The 18,659-nt window shown below is 41.8% G+C and carries 17 protein-coding genes and 4 tRNA genes; 12 read left to right on the top strand and 9 right to left on the bottom strand.

Going from position 1 to position 18,659, the window contains the following annotated elements; translation table 11 throughout:
• The first annotated feature begins 11 nt into the window (after positions 1-11).
• Together F9K33_10990 and F9K33_10985 are read left to right on the top strand one after the other, a co-directional pair.
• Positions 12-1,166, top strand: a complete 1,155-nt coding sequence (locus F9K33_10990; GenBank protein KAB2878987.1) for a saccharopine dehydrogenase — start codon at positions 12-14, stop codon at positions 1,164-1,166.
• A 246-nt stretch (positions 1,167-1,412) separates the two neighbouring features.
• A complete protein-coding gene (locus tag F9K33_10985) occupies positions 1,413-1,673 on the top strand; it encodes a hypothetical protein (GenBank protein ID KAB2878986.1) in 261 nt (86 codons plus the stop codon).
• Between the two features lie 183 nt (positions 1,674-1,856).
• On the opposite strand, the gene F9K33_10980 is transcribed toward F9K33_10985, so the two are convergent.
• The 4 genes from F9K33_10980 to F9K33_10965 all read right to left on the bottom strand — a co-directional run bounded on the left by F9K33_10980 (position 1,857) and on the right by F9K33_10965 (position 5,564).
• Positions 1,857-2,984, bottom strand: coding sequence for a hypothetical protein (locus F9K33_10980; protein KAB2878985.1), 1,128 nt, complete (start codon positions 2,982-2,984; stop codon positions 1,857-1,859).
• A 170-nt stretch (positions 2,985-3,154) separates the two neighbouring features.
• On the bottom strand, positions 3,155-3,553 hold the full coding sequence (locus tag F9K33_10975; GenBank protein KAB2879017.1) for a hypothetical protein: 399 nt from the start codon (positions 3,551-3,553) through the stop codon (positions 3,155-3,157).
• Between the two features lie 127 nt (positions 3,554-3,680).
• The gene (locus F9K33_10970; GenBank protein ID KAB2878984.1) at positions 3,681-4,571 is read right to left on the bottom strand and encodes an exopolyphosphatase; all 891 of its coding nucleotides are present in this window, start codon (positions 4,569-4,571) and stop codon (positions 3,681-3,683) included.
• 102 nt (positions 4,572-4,673) lie between these two features.
• Positions 4,674-5,564, bottom strand: a complete 891-nt coding sequence (locus tag F9K33_10965; protein ID KAB2878983.1) for a M23 family metallopeptidase — start codon at positions 5,562-5,564, stop codon at positions 4,674-4,676.
• Positions 5,565-5,916: 352 nt separating this feature from the next.
• On the opposite strand from F9K33_10965, the gene F9K33_10960 reads away from it, so the two are divergent.
• From F9K33_10960 to F9K33_10945, 4 genes are all read left to right on the top strand, one after another.
• Positions 5,917-5,989, top strand: a tRNA-Gly gene (locus F9K33_10960).
• 109 nt (positions 5,990-6,098) lie between these two features.
• Positions 6,099-6,169, top strand: a tRNA-Cys gene (locus F9K33_10955).
• Between the two features lie 32 nt (positions 6,170-6,201).
• Positions 6,202-6,287 (top strand) — tRNA-Leu (locus tag F9K33_10950).
• Positions 6,288-6,302: 15 nt separating this feature from the next.
• Positions 6,303-6,376: transfer RNA gene (locus tag F9K33_10945), tRNA-Val, on the top strand.
• Here F9K33_10945 and F9K33_10940 read toward each other — a convergent pair.
• The 4 genes from F9K33_10940 to F9K33_10925 form a co-directional block, all read right to left on the bottom strand.
• Positions 6,350-7,867: a recombinase family protein gene (locus tag F9K33_10940; GenBank protein KAB2878982.1), complete on the bottom strand. Its 1,518-nt coding sequence runs from the start codon at positions 7,865-7,867 to the stop codon at positions 6,350-6,352. The two genes, F9K33_10945 and F9K33_10940, sit on opposite strands and share 27 nt — an antisense overlap.
• A complete protein-coding gene (locus F9K33_10935; protein ID KAB2878981.1) occupies positions 7,864-8,052 on the bottom strand; it encodes a hypothetical protein in 189 nt (62 codons plus the stop codon). The genes F9K33_10940 and F9K33_10935 overlap by 4 nt, the downstream gene beginning before the upstream one ends.
• Positions 8,053-8,673: 621 nt before the next feature.
• Positions 8,674-10,062 carry a hypothetical protein gene (locus F9K33_10930; GenBank protein ID KAB2878980.1) on the bottom strand — a complete coding sequence of 463 codons (1,389 nt, stop codon included), beginning with the start codon at positions 10,060-10,062 and terminating at the stop codon, positions 8,674-8,676.
• A gap of 257 nt (positions 10,063-10,319) precedes the next feature.
• Complete coding sequence (locus tag F9K33_10925) at positions 10,320-11,039, bottom strand: hypothetical protein (protein KAB2878979.1); 720 nt, start codon at positions 11,037-11,039, stop codon at positions 10,320-10,322.
• A 361-nt stretch (positions 11,040-11,400) separates the two neighbouring features.
• Between F9K33_10925 and F9K33_10920 the strand changes: the two genes are divergently transcribed.
• A complete protein-coding gene (locus F9K33_10920) occupies positions 11,401-14,001 on the top strand; it encodes a site-specific DNA-methyltransferase (protein ID KAB2878978.1) in 2,601 nt (866 codons plus the stop codon).
• Positions 14,002-14,051: 50 nt separating this feature from the next.
• Here the strand turns inward: F9K33_10920 and F9K33_10915 are convergent, their stop codons facing one another.
• Positions 14,052-14,360, bottom strand: coding sequence for a hypothetical protein (locus F9K33_10915; protein ID KAB2878977.1), 309 nt, complete (start codon positions 14,358-14,360; stop codon positions 14,052-14,054).
• A gap of 142 nt (positions 14,361-14,502) precedes the next feature.
• On the opposite strand from F9K33_10915, the gene F9K33_10910 reads away from it, so the two are divergent.
• The 5 genes from F9K33_10910 to F9K33_10890 all read left to right on the top strand — a co-directional run.
• Positions 14,503-15,084 carry a hypothetical protein gene (locus F9K33_10910; GenBank protein ID KAB2878976.1) on the top strand — a complete coding sequence of 194 codons (582 nt, stop codon included), beginning with the start codon at positions 14,503-14,505 and terminating at the stop codon, positions 15,082-15,084.
• Positions 15,071-15,526: a hypothetical protein gene (locus tag F9K33_10905; protein ID KAB2878975.1), complete on the top strand. Its 456-nt coding sequence runs from the start codon at positions 15,071-15,073 to the stop codon at positions 15,524-15,526. The genes F9K33_10910 and F9K33_10905 overlap by 14 nt, the downstream gene beginning before the upstream one ends.
• The gene (locus F9K33_10900) at positions 15,523-16,311 is read left to right on the top strand and encodes an ImmA/IrrE family metallo-endopeptidase (GenBank protein ID KAB2878974.1); all 789 of its coding nucleotides are present in this window, start codon (positions 15,523-15,525) and stop codon (positions 16,309-16,311) included. Before F9K33_10905 ends, F9K33_10900 begins: the two co-directional genes overlap by 4 nt.
• Before the next feature lie 170 nt (positions 16,312-16,481).
• Positions 16,482-17,168 (top strand): DUF3800 domain-containing protein, encoded by a 687-nt coding sequence (locus F9K33_10895; GenBank protein ID KAB2878973.1) that lies wholly within the window; start codon positions 16,482-16,484, stop codon positions 17,166-17,168.
• 165 nt (positions 17,169-17,333) lie between these two features.
• A partial coding sequence (locus tag F9K33_10890) for a type III restriction endonuclease subunit R (GenBank protein KAB2878972.1) occupies positions 17,334-18,659 on the top strand: 1,326 nt, incomplete at its 3' end.

Raw genomic sequence — 18,659 nt, 5'->3', positions numbered from 1 at the left:
GAGAGAAAGATATGAAAATTTTAGTTCTCGGCGCAGGGCTCATGGGACGCGCGGTCGTATTTGACATGATGCGTAACCCAAAACTAGAAGGGCTCGTGGTCGCAGACCATGATCCGAAACAGCTTAAAGAAACGGAAGCGTTGATCAACGATCCTAACGAATTGCGGATCAAATACAAGAAACTGGACATCGACGATGATAAAGAAGTTACCAAACTGATGCAGGGCTGCGATACGGTTGTCAGTGCAGTGACGTACAAATACAATTTTAAATTGGCTAAACTTGCGATCGTCAACGGATGCAATTTCTGCGATCTCGGCGGAAATAATACGATCGTGAATCAGGAACTGGAACTGCACGAAAAAGCAAAGAAAAAACTTGTCACCATCGTTCCTGACTGCGGATTAGCGCCGGGTATGGTTTCTGTGCTGGTCGCGCACGGGATGGCGAAGATGGATGAGACAGATAATGTGAAGATTCGGGTAGGCGGACTGCCGGTGGATCCGAAACCGCCGATGAATTATAAACTTGTTTTTTCGGTACACGGTCTGATCAATGAGTACGTTGAATCGTGCGTCAAGATCCGCGATGGTAAAATCATTGAAGAAGAACCGTTGATCGATGTGGAGGAACTTGAATTTCCCGCGCCGTTCGGCAAATTGGAAGCATTCAACACATCCGGCGGAACATCCACATTACCCCAGACTTACAAAGGAAAAGTTAAGAACCTCGATTATAAAACGATCCGTTATCCCGGCCATTGCGCGCAGTTCAAGACGCTTTTCGATCTCGGATTGATGGACAGTAAACCGTATAAACTTGGCGACCAGAAAATCACTCCACGCGAATTACTGTCGAGTTTAATCACGGACAAACTCACCATGGATGGTAAAGATTGCGTTTTAGTGCGCGTGGTTGTCGAAGGAAAGAAGAATGGCACACCGCGTCGTATACAGTATCAAATTATCGATTACGGCGATGCGGCAAATAACATAACCGCTATGATGCGGCTGACGTCCTATCCGATTTCGGTGATCGCTCAAATGATGTCGGCTGGAGAAATTACTGAAAAAGGCGCTATCCCGCAGGAACTCTGTGTGCCGGCGGAAAAATTCATCGAGGAGTTAAAAAAGAGAAGTATTGGAATTGAGATCAGGGAGATGTGAGAGAGCTGAAAATAATTAAAAGACACCAAACCGGAATCGAACGAGTAATGGTTACTTCTCTCCAGATGTTTTTTGACTAATTAGGGATTAATGGAAATCAAGAAAAAAAGGAAATCAAAAAAAGCCGTTGTCATTCTTGTAAGAATCCTTTTTTTTGCAACGCGCAATCTATGATTCAAAAAAGATTCTTACAAGAATGACACGCTCGGTATTTTGGGCTGACAGATGTATAGTTAGACAATTATTATGAACGACACACATCCCGAAATTGAAAAACAGATGCTTGAGCTTATCTCGGCGATGAGCCCCGAAGAAAGGCTGCATAAGACAGGGCGTTTGTATGCGTCAGGTAAATATTTTGCCAAGTTGGTCGTTAAGAAGCAGCAACCGGATTTGGACGGGATTGCGTTAGAGATTGAGATCTTTAAGTGGATGCACCGGAGTGAGTTGAAAGAATTGGATATGGCCGAGATTGAAAATCATTTATTGAGTCTGAGTAAAAGGTAGTAAAGAAACTGTAAATTTTCTTACTTCGTTAAGGGAAATTCTGGCAGAATAAAAAAAGCAACTCCGAATATGCGGAATTGCTTTTTTTGTTAATCGATAAAATGCATTTGGTGAAATACGAGAACAATCTTATTTTTTTGTATGATTTCCGGTATCTGCCCTCAAAAGACCAGAATCAAGTGATTAATTTGGTTTTGCCATAGGGTCCCAGCCATCAGTAATTATTTTTTCCGCACTGCCATCAATCTTTACAATTTTGATAGTGGCGCCATTCCTACTATATACAACATATTGGCCGTCTTTTGTAAACGATACTGAGCCACTAAATACACCTTCATCCTTTAAAAGTAGAGGTGATGTTCCATCAAGATTAGAAATCCATATTGAATTAAACCCGGAACCAGCGTATGCAAGTTTTGTTAAATCATGATTGACAGCAGGATATTGAGCTCCGCTAATCAATAAAGTTGAAGCCAAATCAATGAGGCTATTTGTTCGATAGATACCTCCGCCATGGACAAAAAACATCAGATAACTGTTTCCAATGAACTCTATCATATATTCGTTACCAGAGAAGTCATTGTATAAGCTGTCATTTTGACCATTAATGTCAACCCTCCAGATTGAAGCAGCACCTGCCCCGGTTGTTCGACGATAATATAATACATCAGATGTTGAAGAGAATTCAGGTCTTTCTCCTATGAACGATTCATTGTTAAATGTCACCTGAGTTAGATTTGAGCCATTAGAATTCATAACCCATATATTTATGCCAGATCCATCATTAAGATAAAATGCAATCTTGTTTCCGTCTGGTGAATACGCCGGCTTTCCAATTGTTGAAGGATTGGAGGAAAAAGATGTAAGGATTGTAAAGTTGGTACTATCTGTATTGATTGTACAAATCTGTTGAATACCTGCCACATCTTTTACATAAACTATCGTTTGAGGTATGCTCCAATTTACATTAATATTCAAACCACCAGTTAAGAGGGTCAGTGTTATAGTTGCATTTGTAATCTGTCCAGGTATGACCGTGGCATTTCCAGATCCAGTAGCGACCGTATCATGGTTTGCAAACGCAAGAATAGAAATTGAGTATTCTCCAGCAACTAAATTATTAAATGAACCAGAAGCTACTGTAGAATCATTGGAAATTACTAAATTGCCACTCGTATTTGTGGGCCCACTTAAATTTACACGAACGCTATCAATTTGGATTCCGGCTTGTGTTTTAGCTACAGACAGAGGCATACTAAATGAAATTTGACCATCATCTTTTACGTTGGTCTGTTCATCTGTGCAAGACAAGACAAGACAAGACAAGACAAGACAAGATTTGCCATTAGTGGCTTGATAGAAATGTGTTTCATGATAGTTTCTCCTCTTTTAGATTTGGTAGTTCATTGAATAATACATCTGGGGCAGATGTCAGATAAGCAAGATTTGGATAACGAACAAAGGAAAGTTAAGGTAAAAGATTACGGATTGTCAATGTTTATTTTAGTTGGATGGAAAAAAAGGACTATAGCAAATCCCACGGCAAATACGATATAGATAACACCCGCCGCCCATAGAACTGGCATATCGGGGTTCTTGAATGCTCCTTTGATCAGCGCCAGCGCGCCAACCATAAAATGCATAAAGTTTCCCACCGCAACAGGCCTGCTGTAAATTCCGCCGATAAGAATATCTTTGGCCATCCAGTTGACCATCGCGAATGCCATGAGAAGAGCTCCGAGGATTTGCAGTAACAACACAGGGAGAACTGCAGGTTCAATGCCTTCGCTGCGCAGTATTTCCTGAGGAAGAAATGAAACGGATATGCCCAGCACTCCCATGACAATGGCGCTGGAAGACATGAGTAGTTTTGTATTTATTTTCAAATGGTAGATTATTTTTATATTGCCACAAAGGCACCAAGACACCAAGTTATTTAATACAGAATTAAAAAGGTTTTAAAAACTTTGAGTCTTTGCGCCTTAGTGGCTGAGAATTTTTTAGGTATTACCCGGCTTTTTTCATTCTTTCAATGATCTCTTTCACTTTCGCATCCGCTTCGGCATCAGGCAACTGACATGTGCCGGCGCCTTTGTGGCCGCCGCCGCCGTATTCTGCCATCAGTGCGCCCACGTCCGTTTTCGACGTGCGGTTAAATATGCTGTGGCCAACCGCGCAAACCGTTATACCGGGCTCTTTGCCTCTGAAAAGACGAGCGGAGATATTGCCTTCAGGAAATAAGGTGTAGATAAGGAAACGGTTGCCGGCTGGAAATTTCTGTACAGGACGTTGATCTGTGATAATAACGTTTCCGTCCTGGCGGCTATGTTCCAATAAGGCCTTCTTGAAATTATCCTGTTCCGCCAAATACGTCTCCACCTTGGATTTAACGTCCGGGAGATTCAGAATATCATCGACTTTGTGAACCTGAATCCAGCCAATCATGCGCTGAAAATAATCTTCAAATGCGTCCAGGCCGGAACGCGGATCCAATGTGTAAGATAATAAGACCCATCCTTTCGGGTTCATCACGTCATCCATGTTAAGATTGGCGCTGTCCACGCGGTCGGTCTCGACCAACAGTTCATCAAAAGGCTTCAGTTCATCCGGGCGTTCGTAAAAATCATAGATCACACGCGCGCAGCTTGGCGCAACTGCAAATTTTCCCCGGTAGCCTTCCTTCTCCGAATGTTTCATTTGGCTGGTGTGATGGTCGAACCATAACGCGCATTTGGGGTGATACGGAAGGTTAGCAATAATATCATGATCGTTGACGGCTACTTTCCCATCCTGCATTGCCTTGGGTTCGGCAAACAGAACTTCATCGATCTTTTCCATAACGGTGATGAATACAGCACAGGTTAAACCATCAAGATCCGTTCGTGTAATGAGACGCATAATCTATTGCTCCTTGATTGATCTCTATGTGGAATGGTATTGCGAATTGGAAATTAAAATAGGGAATATAAAATAAAAATGCAAAATAAATTGTAAGTTCATTCAATTCCTGTCGATCGGGTCAAATGTAAAGCGTATGTACCGTCCGTACAGTTCCACCGGATTAAGAAAATATTGAAGCTGATCGCCTTTGCGATTATCATAACCTCTGAGCCAGCGTCCGCCGTCCGATGCTTTAGAGGCGTCTGCGGTTTGCAGGCGTATTCCAAAGTGCAGGTGTTCGCCGCCGTCGCCGTTGTGATCATCGTCGTTGATAAAACCAATAATCTCTCCGCGTTGGATACGATCGTCATTTTTCCAATGAAGCGCGGCCGTGGAATCGCGAATTTTTTCCTTACGGATGTGGCCGTAAATGGAAATAAATTCGGGCGACAGCACGTTGTTCTTCCACTTCTGTGAGTACGCATGTTCGATAACGGCAACCAGTTCGCCGTATCCGTTCGCCGGCTCGTAATTCCGTATCACGCCGTCATAAACCGCCCTCACGGTGTCGCCTTCACGCGCATGAAGGTCTATGCCGAGGTGATTGTAGTCAAAATAAAAAAGCCTGCCCCAGAGAACCGGCCAATGCCAGTTCCGTTCTATCTTTTCGACCGTGAGCGGAAAAAGAAACGGGGAATTCAGATCCGGTTCGACCAGCGCCAGAATAGGTCGCCGGAAATTAAAAATATAGTTGTGATAGAAATGGACGACAGAATCCGCCTCGGCTTTTACAATGGTATTACGTAAGAACTCAATCTCATATAATGTTTTGAATAATTCAAGTTCCGTACTTTCAAGTTCACGATTCAGCGAATTTAATTCAGTAGAAATTGAATCACGCTGGTAAATTAATCGGCGATATTTAGTTTTAAACGATGTTGTCGTGCATGAATTTGACAAACAATTCAGGATAATGAAACAAAATATCATTGTGATACGAACTATATTCATGGATAAATTCAATATCAAAAAAAAATGTGAATAAGTTGTTAAGTAAATTTAAAACTAATTATTTAGGAAACAACACAAAATTTTACTGTTAAAATGTCTGATTTTTGACTTTTTATAAATTTATATTTTAATATACTTATGATACTATATGTCATAATGACTTAATTGCAATTCATCCCTGAAATCGTGTCAAGATATTAATTTTAAAAGTTAAATATAATGTTATTAATAGTTTAATATGGTGCATTATGGATCAGCCATTAATTTGCTTGACAAGGGATTATTTTTTGGGTATATTTCTTATCCCTACGATAAATAGGGGTTTCTTTGACATAGACGTGTATTATTACACGCGAGAGTAGCTCAGTTGGTAGAGTGCAACCTTGCCAAGGTTGATGTCGCGAGTTCGAGTCTCGTCTCTCGCTCTTTTGCTCCTGTGTAATCCAGATGGGATCTACTGTAACCCAGTAGATTGTAGAGGTATGTGTAACTCGATGACCAGAATTCTACTAACGGGTTCTGGTCATTTTTTTTGGCGACGTAGCCAAGTGGTAAGGCAGGGCTCTGCAAAAGCCCCATCAACAGTTCGACTCTGTTCGTCGCCTCAGTTCTTTCATAATCGTCGAAAACTACCTAAGCTCGGGTGGCGGAACTGGTAGACGCACAGGACTTAAAATCCTGCGGGCCTCAAAGCCCGTACCGGTTCGATTCCGGTCCCGAGCACAGCGAAAAAATTTCGGACTCGTAGCTCAGTTGGTTAGAGTACTACGTTGACATCGTAGGGGTCACTGGTTCGAATCCAGTCGGGTCCACCCAACAAGATCGCCATCAGTAGTGGCGATTTTTTTGTTTTCCAACGTATTGTTTTTTGATAGGATTGAAGCGAGAATAGGGTTCAATTTCGTGGTTGCATAACTATTTTTCTGAAAATGTAATTTTTCAGGAAATATGCAACCAAGTATTTGACTCTTAATTTCAGAAGGAGCTTGTTTGTAACGCTGATCGAGGTCTGTTAGCAATGTACAAGCACCCGCCAGGTATTTCAAGAATTCCTTACCTTTAACAGACGTCATATCGTGACGCTGTCCTTTGAGAACATCAATTTCAGCCTTCAATTGTTTTTTCAGTGAGCCATAAGTCGCCTTGTCAACAGCATCGTCGATGAACTTCATATCTAAGCTTGAAATTCTGGCTTCTGTTTTCTGAATCTCCTTGTCTAGCCTCATGGCTTCCGTCTGCTCAGACTTTTCTTTTTGTTCAAACACATCTTGTGCGACTGTCAAATAAATTTCAGCTACTTCAGGCTGGAGCCTGTAGCATGCCATATGTTCTTGTAAGAGTCTATCGGCTTTTTCAACGGACACGATCTCTCGGCACGGATTGCATCGATAATACCAATACTTTCCGCCGTTCCCATTTGCAGTTCCACATGTCATTGGTTTGCCGCATTTTGAACACAAGATGTGACCTTTGAGAGGAACGTTTGTATTAAGGTTTCTCGTCTTTTTCACATGTCGCCCAGAGATTATTGCCTGAGCCTTCTCAAACATATCGTCAGAAATAATTGCTTCATGAATTCCATCAACCATAGTCTCCGGTGTTCTATCACCTGATTTGATTCTTATTTTTCCGATATAAACTGGATTTGTAAGGAGGTTGTATAGGTTACTTCGGGAGCCATTATAAGCTAATGCACTGTACTTCTTGAATAGTGCAAAAACATCGGTCTGACCTGATGTGAAATCTCGGAAAATCGACCTTACCGTCTCTGCATTTTCATTAGGCACAATGATCGGCTTCATCTTTTCGTCTCGCGAATTACGATACCCGAAAGGCGCGCTGCCCATCCACCTGCCTTCTAACATCGCGCGTCGCATACAAACTTTTACTCTATTCGATATTTGATCATTCTCTACGTTTGCACCCGTCAGATAAATGGATAGCATCCATTTGTGATTAGGATCATTCCAATTGAGCGGTTGTTCTATGGCCTGAACTTCTACTCCGAGCTTTCGAAATTTTTTGATCATCGTTATCGATTCGTCAATTTCGGCTCTTGAAAATCGATCCCATTTCACTACCAATAATCCGTCAATGATAGGATTGCTCTTAACATATTCAATTATTTTTTGGAACTCTTTGCGGTTGAAATTCTTACCTGACTGACTATCTTCGAAGTGTTTGTGAATTATAAGACCATTTCGTTCACAATGTCGACGCAGCTTATCTTCCTGGTCACGAAGCGAATAGCCGTGGACCTGGTCACCGGTCGAAACACGAGGATATATTACAACATTTTTCATGATGCTTTTTCCAGAAAGTACTCTGAATTCTTCTCGTTGTCAATTGATTCCTTTGATTTAAAAATAGCATAATCTATCTCTGCCAATTGGTAAAGCAGTTCCACCAGTTTAGCGAGTTTTACATCATCCATCTTTGTTCCATTATCTTCCAGGATGGATCTCAGTTTTTCGTTAGATAATCTCATTGCCTCCAAGGATCAGAACGATAAACGTCATTCTTTGACAGTTCCATCAAGTAATCTCTGTATTCATTCCAGAATCCAAAATACATCTGTCTGAGGATAGTCCTAACTATTACGGGCGTTTTCCTATGAAACTGTTGTGAGCACTTTATGAGTTTTTCATTCACATTTCGGTCAACACAGAAGACGATTTGTTTTTTCAATACCTGATGGAAGTGACCCATGTAGAGTTGATAACGCTCTAAATTGGCTTTTGTCTTTCCCAAAAAGAAGTTGTTCAAAACTTCTCTGAGGTAGCCACTTAATGTCAATCGGTCCCTGTCATAGCACACCATGATAATTTCATATAGGTCTGACTCGACCTTTACTGAGATGGTAAAAGAATACGGATAGCGGAGATCTTGTGTTAGTGTCATATATCTGTTCCTTTCTTTGAGTTTTCTTCAACTACATTTTGGCTAAATTTCTACTTTTCATAGGCGATTCTTTTTAGCTGTCCTGTAAGTAATAAGTTCATAGCTCTCAATAATTTGATATTTACACGTCATTTAGGTCACCATGACCAGCGGTTTCGTGTAAATTCTAACTTCAGAATTAATACATGTTTTTATGTTACAGCACATGTTAAGAAATTGGTTTAATTTTGAGTGTTATTCCTTTGTAGCCCCGTGAGTTTCCGTCCGTATCAGACTGAATCTTGCTGGGGAAAGCCTGTTTCAGTTTCTTACTAAAACTATTCTTGCTTGATCTGAATTGACTGTGCATACCTTCTCTGATAAACCAATCACTGTAGCTTTTATACAAGGCTTCGGTTGGTGTTTTCTGATCAGTTACGAAATCACAACAATCTTGAACCCAGCGCATCACTGGGTTAGCGTCATTTTTTATTTCCTCGATCCACTCGATTACTTTGTCAGGCAATGCAAGGGCCGCTGAACCCAAAGCTTCGACCTCTTTTAACCCTTCAAGAGCCCAAAGGGCTATTCCTGGCAGTTCTTTTTGGAATGCGTTCGTATCGGAGAACCATTTGGTCTGCGAGTCGCGAGGAATTGTCTTTTCAAATTTAACCAGTAATAATCTCCTGAACAGTGCGTTTGATGCATCAGAGATCAAGGGGAAATTATTTGAACAGATGATTAGTCTGCCTCTATTGTAGATTTCAAGAGCGTTCTTGTATTTCTGGTTTACCCGAACAGGCCCGAAGGAAGCAAGCGATTTAATATGGCCTTCCGCTTGGGGTGACAAACGCGGATACTCAAATTCATCAACGAATAAGAACTTCTTGCCTTCGATAGCAGATAGGGAAAAGTTGTCACGTTCGTTTCCGAAATCCAGGATGGCCGTTTGTTCTCGTCCAATGAGTTGGTGAATTGTCTTTGCAAACGTAGATTTGCCAGTACCTCCACTACCGATGATATGGAGATAGTGTTGTATATCAGTTCGCTCAGAAAGGATCAGACCAACAAAATTACGTAAGAGCCGGGCAACTTCCAGATCACCCTCTGTGACAAAATCAATAAATTCGAGCCACATAGGGCAGGTGGCTTTACGGTCAAAGTCAACGGGCAGTTGAAAAAATGAATAGATATCAGGGATATGCGGATATACGCCTTCGGTCTCAATGTCATATAATTTATTTCTAAAATTGACAAACCGTGTTTTTTCGGATTTTGGGTAGTATTGGTGCCTTTCTCTTACAATGTCAAACAGGCGCCTCCGTATGTCATTAATGCGAATGTTATCTGCTCTGGTTGGAGAATAGAGGGTCAAAAAATCTGCAATCCTGTTGTTGATGATGTGCACTTCGGCCACAATCCAAATACCGGTCTTTTCATCATAGCAGTAGTTTGACGATCCCTTATAGATGAGGCGTAGTACGCTTTGCAAATAGAGGGCTATTTCGTTGACTCGTATTCGGCCTTGTTTTAGATCATCAACTAAGGAGTCCAATAGGTTTTCATCAGGGGCCGGTCCTATGCTACTCCCTAAAACATCGGTCGATTCCATAATCATTATCCTTTAATTGTTTATATTCCATTACTGCTTTACTCTCCAATCTCTGTAAAAGCACAGATCGACGTCGCGCATGTCTATGATGCAAATAATTGTACTTTCATAAACACCTTCATTTCCGTATCTGCTGAGGTTAATTTACGGTCACTGTTGAATCGAAACAATTTGTCGTGAGGTAGCGAGTGTTTGTAAAAAGGTATAGGATGGAGGTTAAAAAGGTAGAAAAGAGGTAGGGAAAAATACTATAAACTATTTATTTATTTGATCTTACTAATTTCAGATAAAACAAAGCTAATTATTTTTGAATTGTCTTCGGCGAATTCAGCTTCTGCAATTTTTGAAGTGACATTGTTTGCAGCTTTTTCAAGTTGTTCCCAGCTGAAAGGGCGGCCATTTTCCAAGAGCTCATCTTCTGCCCAGACATATGCTTCGCGAAAGCTCTTAAGCTTGCGGACCACTGACAACTCTCTCAGAGCCATTGCAATAACTTCCAATGTAGCAGATATATTCTTTTTTGGTTTGCCCTTTTTGTTTACCATCTTTGGTTCGAGGGACTTCATGCATTCTTGCCAAAATAGATCATAAGTTTTACCATAATGCAGATTTCTCATTTGTTCCGCACTAAGCATCAAAAATAACTTGAACCATTGATTCAAATGCCCTTGTAATTCTGATTGTCTCCCCATTTTCACAAGGATGGATCCATATGTCTTTACAAAATAAACGTAAAGGTCTCCAATGAGGGAACGAGCCTTCCTCGGTATGTTTGAAAGAACTATCTCGTCAGAACCATCTGAATCCAAGATTGACATAAATAGTTCATTTTTTTCCGTGAAGTATAATATTTGACCTTCTGGAACTTCAGCGTTACCATGCATTAAATGTTCATTGCGTGCCAAATTCCAAAACGATCTGATCTTTGCGAAGTCGAGTTCACCTTGACTGAGTCGAAATAGCTTTCTACTGGCTGATTTCATAATAATAAGTCTTTCATTGCTTTGTGACTTCCGAACCTCCTTTAAATTAGCAACACCATGAGCAGATAATCAAGCAATGTGCGATATTTATTTTTTTCGATTTAGTATCTTATCCATATCTCTGCAATGCTAGATTTTTGATTCCTCATTTGGATGACTTCAGGATCTGAAAAACCCCAATCATGATTTCAATTTGAATTTATCTTGCGTATGCCCGTAAATATCGCTAATTTTTTTCGTAAGCAATTGTGGATGCACCTATCGTGGAGCCTAATCGTGTCTCCCAAGAAAATATCCAAACAAGAAACCGACTGTTTTCTGACCAAACAGAAAACTCACAAATATTAATTCTATCCCGAATATGCAAAAACGAAAAACTAAATCCCCCGCCAAGAAAAAGCCTATCGAGCAATACGAACACAAGGACAAACAGCGGGTCAATAATCCGCCGGTAGGTCTCGTCACGCCGGATACCGATCCGGATGTCAAGCAGGGACAACCAAAAAAAACGTACCAATACGATCCGCATCTTGATCCACAGCTTGTATGGGCGGGCAAGGCGGAACACACATCTTTTGAAATTCCTACGGTGTCGCTGCATGTCCACGAACGAATAGACCCGCGCTCGATCATCGAAGCGGTGCGAAACAAGAACGGATCGAACTACGAACAGATGTCGCTATTCAGTAGCAAGGACGAAAACCCGCCCCTGCGGGACGCGATTGATTTCTATAAGCACCGGCATAACTGGAGCAACCGCCTGATAGCAGGCGACTCTTTGCTTGTGATGAATTCACTCCTCGAAAAAGAGGGCCTCGGCGGACAAGTGCAAATGATCTACTTCGACCCGCCGTACGGAATTAAATATGGAAGTAATTTTATGCCCTTCGTTAATAAAAAAAATGTCGAAGATGGAAAAGACGAAGACTTGACTGCTGAACCTGAAATGATAAAAGCATTCCGTGATACATGGGAATTGGGTATTCATTCATATTTAACTTACCTTAGAGATAGATTCTTATTAGCAAGAAACATGTTGGATGAATCCGGGAGTATTTTTGTTCAAATCAATGACAATAATTTGCACCTCGTTAAAGCAGTGATGGATGAAATTTTCGGTTACGATAATTGTGTAAATATTATTCCTTTTAAAAAGAGAGCTTCATTCCTTTCAAGATTTGGTAAGGGACTATTTGAACTATTTGATTATATAATTTGGTTTGCAAAAGATATTGAAAAGGTGAAAGTAAACCCGTTGTATGTGCCATCAAATAAAGAAGAACAGCTTCGAGGTGAATTCAGGTTTTATCAAGACAAAGGTGAAGTTAGGAATATAACAGAGGCGGATATTCAAAACCCCAATCTAGATTTATCAAAAGTTTTCAGAACTCATTCAGCTTCCAAAAAAAGCAAAGAACCTAAATACACAGAACCGATAAAATTTGAAGCTAAAACTTTACATCCACCAAGCGGGCATGAGTGGAAAGCGAATCCACAAGGGATGAAGAGGTTAGCTGAATTAAATCGTCTAGTTGGTACTAGCCCAACACGTCCTTATAAAATATTTTATAGTGATTTCCCATATCAAATCTTAAATAACCTTTGGGATGATACTCTTGCAGAACAGTTCCCAGTCTATGCCGTGCAAACTGATGAATTGCCAATACAGCGATGTATGCTCTTAACAAGTATGCCCGGAGATTTGGTTCTTGATATTACTTGTGGAAGCGGAACAACGGCATTTGTTGCCGAGCAATGGGGAAGACGATGGATTACATGTGATACTTCACGAATTGCTATTGCATTGGCAAAGCAAAGATTAATGACGGCAAATTTTGAATATTACGAATTTGCTCATCCTAACGAGGGTGTAGGAAGTGGTTTTAGATATAGATCTTCCAAAAGAATAAAATTAGAAACACTTGCAAACAATTTACAGCCAGACGAGATTTATTTCTACGATCAACCAATCGCAGATTCCAAAAAAGAAAGAGTAACAGGGCCGTTCACTGTGGAAGCGGTACCGGCGCCTGTTGTAAAAGCGTTAGAAGCTATCGGTGCAATAGAATCATCTAAGCAGGAAGCTGATACGACCATTGCACGTTCCGGTGAAACATTACGTCAGCGTGAGTGGCGCGACGAATTGCTCAAATCGGGCATACGCGGGAAAAACGGCCAATATATTCTTTTCTCGCGTGTAGAAGCTATGTCGGGCACGCGATGGCTTCACGCCGAAGCGGAAACAAAGACGAATGACAAAGGTTCCGATTCTGTTCGCGAAACGATCAAGGAATACAAAGCAATTCAGCGCGTCGTCATTTCATTTGGCCCGGAGCACGGCCCGCTGGAACAGCGGCAGGTGGAACTTGCCTGGGAAGAAGCCAGCACATTAAAACCGAAACCGGATCTGGTTGTATTTGCCGCATTCCAGTTCGATCCCGAAGCCGCCAAAGATATTGACGAAACCGATGCACAAAAAGCGGGCATGCTTTTTCTGAAAGTTCAGATGAATGCCGATCTACTTACGGACGATCTGAGAAAAAAACGTTCCAGCAGTGAAAGCTTCTGGCTTATCGGTCAGCCGGATGTGAAATTGTCGAAGATCAAATCGGGTGACGCCAAAGGAAACTATCAAGTCGATGTTCTTGGATTTGATTATTACAACACCAAAACCGGAACGATTGATTCCGGCGGAAACGAACGTATTGCCATGTGGCTGCTTGATACGGATTACGATGGGCGCAGTTTATTTCCACGTCAGGTATTTTTTCCGATGGCCGCTGAGAATGAAGGCTGGTCACGTCTCGCACGAAATCTGAAAGCCGAGATAGACGAAGACTTGATCGAAGCCTATCGCGGCACGATCTCACTGCCCTTTGAGCCGGGCAAGCATAACCGGATAGCGGTAAAGATCGTGGATGATAGAGGGATTGAGAGTTTGAAAGTAATGGAGGTGGAGTAAAAACGGGTGAGGAAGTAACATTGTTACTCCCTCACCGATTGTGACAAGCTTTATCCTCTATCATTGCAACGAGGATACCGTCCGTGTATTCGTTTGTATTCCGCGAGCATTTGTTGCTCCTTTTCTTCGGATCGGTTCGTAACCTCGTACACAAAATATCTTGCATTTTTAATGCAAGAGTCCGAGGTGTTAAGGTGTTCAGATAGTCTCCGGCGAAGATTATCTGACCTACCAATGTAGGTGAGCTCTTGGCTGGCGTCGAAAAGCTGATACACCCCCTCTCTTTCGGGAACGTTGTCAACTTCCCGAGGCGTAAACGGGGTTAAGGTTTGAGTTTGGTACATGATGCACCTCTTCATTTAGTTATTAATTTAGTTAAACCAAGGAAAACCTTGGGTGAGGTTAGCCCTCTTTTATTATATGCCGGACAAATAGCAGTTTTTTATGCCTTAGGTGAAAAAAACATCCTTTTATTGGCATACTACTATAAGGGTTATTCGATTGGCCGATTTTGAAAAATTAGCAAAGCTTAAGCAGCAGGATTGGGATACAATTCTTTCCAAGCTGACACTGCATGCAGCTGGTAAGTTGCATCGACTCAAGTGGAACAAGTCAAGGGTACCAGCGGGTCTTAAACCAGACGACATTGCATGTGAAGCAATTACGGCAGTTTGGACGGGTGACAGAGCTTGGGACTTTGAGGGAAAGCCGGATATACTTATACATCTGAAGAGCGTAGTTAATAGTTTGATCAGTCATCTTGTTGAGTCTCAGGACCATAAAAGGCAAGACGATATCGAAAGAGACGCCGAACAAGATGAGACTATTTTTGATCCACCAGACCAAAGTATGCCAACCCCTTACGATGAGTTGGTAGCAAAAGACATTTTCGAGAAGCTGTGGACAATGGTCAAGAGTGATGAGGATGCTGAGTTGGTACTTTGTTGTATTGAGAGTGGGATATCAAAGCCAGCAGATATTAAGGTCGAAACTGGAATGTCCATTGAGCAAATATATAAAGCGAAAAAGAAAATAGGGGACTTTCTTAGAGTGTTTGAAGGAGAAAAAAATGAAAAAAAATGACACCCCTCCCAAAAATTTTGCCGAGAAACTGGACAGCCTTATCGAGTTCGTCCATGACGTTGATGAAAACAATATGCAAGAAGTGCGTGAGAAACTTATTTCTTTTGGAGTGAATCCTGATACGCTCGCTAGAAAAGGATTGGCACTGATTCTTGATCTTGAAAAAAAAGAAAAAGTAAAGGTCGCGCAAGCCAGGAGGCAACAGCTATTGTCTCTTTATGATAAGTTACAACGAATAGACGTAATGCAACCAATCGAAATTGTACGAAATAAACTGAGCACGATTCTTAGTGCGGAAGGCGACTCGCAATTCGCACAAGCTTTTGCACACAAACACAAAGATATTACTGAAGATGATTTAAGAAATTTACTTTCTGATGCAGAGCTTCTGAATCTTTTCGAAGAAGAACTCAAAAAACTTGACTCGAATCCACAAGAATGAGCTATAGTACATTCGCAGTAGCAAAAGCAAAGGCACGCGCGATTATCGCAGAATGGTCAATCATGAATCCGGCTGAGATTGACCTAGAAATTATTGCATCACAGATGAATTTGCTTATAATTGAACGATCTATCACTGGAGCGGTCGCAAGAATTGTCTGTAAAGGCAGTGCCGGTTTTATTTCGGTAAGTGACCGCATTATCGAATCTGGCAGAAAGAGGTTTGCAATCGCTCATGAAATTGGCCACTATGTTCTTCACAGGTCAGCCAAGCCTTTAACTATTTGTACTGATGACGACTTTCAAGATTGGTACGAGCAATCACCCGCTGAAACTGAGGCAAATGTTTTCGCTGCTGAACTCCTTATGCCGGAAGATCTGTTCCGACCGCGTTGTGCCGACAAGACCCCAAGCTTCGCGGAAGTACAAAGGCTAGCACATGAGTTTCAAACAAGCTTGAGTGCTGCTGCAATTCGCTATGTAAACATTGGAAATAAGGCTTGCGTTCTCGTTGCATCTAAAAACGGCAAAATTGAATGGGTTTCAGCCAATAGTGCCTTTCCGTATAGAGTTAATGGACGGGGAGTTAACCTGGACAAATATTCATGCGCAAATGATTTTTTTCAATCAGGCAAGACCCCATCGAGTCGTGAAAGCGTTATTGGTACAGCGTGGTTAACTGATTACGGCATTGGGGAAAATTGTTTCCTTTATGAGGAAGTAATCCCTCTTAAAAGCTACAATACCGTCTTAAGCCTTATTTGGATTGATGAAGACAATAACTAAAGCCTGATTAGATGAAATCATCGATAGACAAACTCATCTTCAACTCTCCTTATGATGAGAAGTGCAAGAAAACTGCGTATGTAATAACATGTAATAAAAATTTCTATTACTTGATATTCTCATGACAACAGAACTGGTCCAAATATGGCGGAACTAAACGATGAATGGTCATGACTGAGACTCCCGGAGGTAAAAAGGCGCTTTATATTTTTCTCGATGAAGCTGGAAATTTTGATTTTTCAAATAAGGGCACGGCTTTTTTCACTTTCACGTCTTTTTCTCTCGTGAGGCCCTTTGATGCAATAACCGAACTGGTCGATTTGAAATATGACATTTGGGAATCTGGCGGGCTGGATCTCGAATGTTTTCATGCGTCTGAAGATCGTCAGATGGTACGAGATCGTGTGTTTGACATACTCAGAATCCATCTTCCGAAGTGCCGCATTGACTGCCAGATAGTGGAAAAGAGAAAAACTAATCCAACATTGCAGATTGACCATGCAAGATTTTATCACAAAATCCTGAACATTCTATTAAGGTACGTTTTAAAGTGCCAGAAAACTATGCCGGATAGAGTAATTGTTGTCTCAGATCGAATACCGGTGGAGAAGAAAAGGAAGGAAATTGAGAAAGCTACTAAATTAACTCTTGCAGAATGGTCGAGAGAGTCACGTGTTCCATATATTTTGATGTTTCATTCTTCCAAGTCAGACCTGAATCTTCAAATAGCCGATTATTTGAACTGGGCGATTTTCAGAAAGTGGGAAAAAAAGGATTTGCGGAGTTACGATTTGATTAAGAAGTTTATTTCGAGCGAGTACGAGACATTTGGACAGGGAACTAATCTATATTACTAAAAAAACGACCGCCCTGACTATCTTTCGAAGAGCCCCATGGGCTCTTATCATCAGGGCGGAACCTTTAAAATTTCAAAGCCAATGGCAACTTTCGTCATCAAAAGCTCTGATACAAGGTAACATGAAGCGTACAGATTGTCAAGTCTTTGTTAACTTTTTGTCAATATGAACTCAATAGATAAACTAATCATCAATTCCCCCTACGGGGAGCCGAAAAGCTACTGGAGTTACGACGCAAAGACGCGGACATTCAGCCGCAAAAATGGCCGTCGCCCTGCGGGATATATTGTAGCGTCGGAGTCTTCCCGAGCATTTGACGATCCGGGCATTTTCATCGAAATACCGCTCGTCAATACTATTCGTCCGCGTATCAAAGCGTGGAGTGAGCATCCTACCAATCCATACGCGGGAGTTTCCGGCATGACCAAGCGACTGCTTGAGCATTGGCGAGACACGGAAGCACGGGAAAACAAACGATTCTTTTTCTGCCAGCTTGAAGCGATGGAGACTCTCATCTGGCTTGTCGAAGCCAATGAATCGGAAAAGGTGGGTATCGATGTACCCTCTGATGGCGGAGAATTTCTCCGGCTATGTTCTAAGATGGCTACCGGTTCCGGCAAGACGATTGTAATGGCCATGGTTTGTGCCTGGCAGATACTGAATAAAGTTACCTATCCACAGGACGCACGATTTTCAAAAAATATTTTTATTGTTGCTCCTGGGCTCACCGTAAAAAGCCGTCTGCAAGTTCTGAATCCTCACCAGCCGGGGAATTATTATGATGAATTCAACATTGTTCCATCCGGTCTGAATGATAAGTTGAGGCAAGGCCGTGTTTTGATCCGCAATTGGCATGCCTTAAATTGGGACACAGAAGAACGCCTTGCAAAGAGAAAGTCAGTAGACAAGCGCGGAGCGAAAAGCGATGAAGCTTACGTTCGCGAAGTGCTTGCGGAAATGTCCAATGCTCAGAATATTATCGTTATTAATGATGAAGCGCATCACGCTTGGCGCGTTCCCGCAGAATCAAAGATCAAAGGTGTGAAGAAAGAAGACATTGAAGAAGCCACGAAATGGATCGGCGGACTGGATCGTATTAACAAAGCAAGAAACATTCTGACTTGCTTCGATTTTTCAGCAACACCATTCGCACCGTCAGGTAAGCGCAGTACCGAGGAGGCGCTATTTGACTGGATCGTCAGCGATTTCGGTCTGAACGACGCCATTGAATCCGGTCTTGTAAAAACCCCGCGCGTCGTTATTCGCGACGACGGCCAGCTCTCGAAAGACTACAAGTCAAGGCTATATCACATCTATAACGATCCAGAAGTCAAGTCCGACATCAATCGCAAAGTGGATGAACACGAACCTCTTCCCGACCTTGTGACAAACGGATATTATCTGCTCGGCAAGGATTGGCTCGAAACCGCTAAGAGGTGGGAAGAAACAAAGGCTCTTACTCCACCGGTGATGATCACTGTTGCCAATCGG

The organism is bacterium, assembly GCA_008933615.1.
In the GTDB taxonomy this organism is placed as follows: domain Bacteria; phylum CLD3; class CLD3; order SB21; family SB21; genus SB21.
Note: the sequence above shows the minus strand (reverse complement) of the source record. Positions and strands in the feature narration are given on the sequence as shown.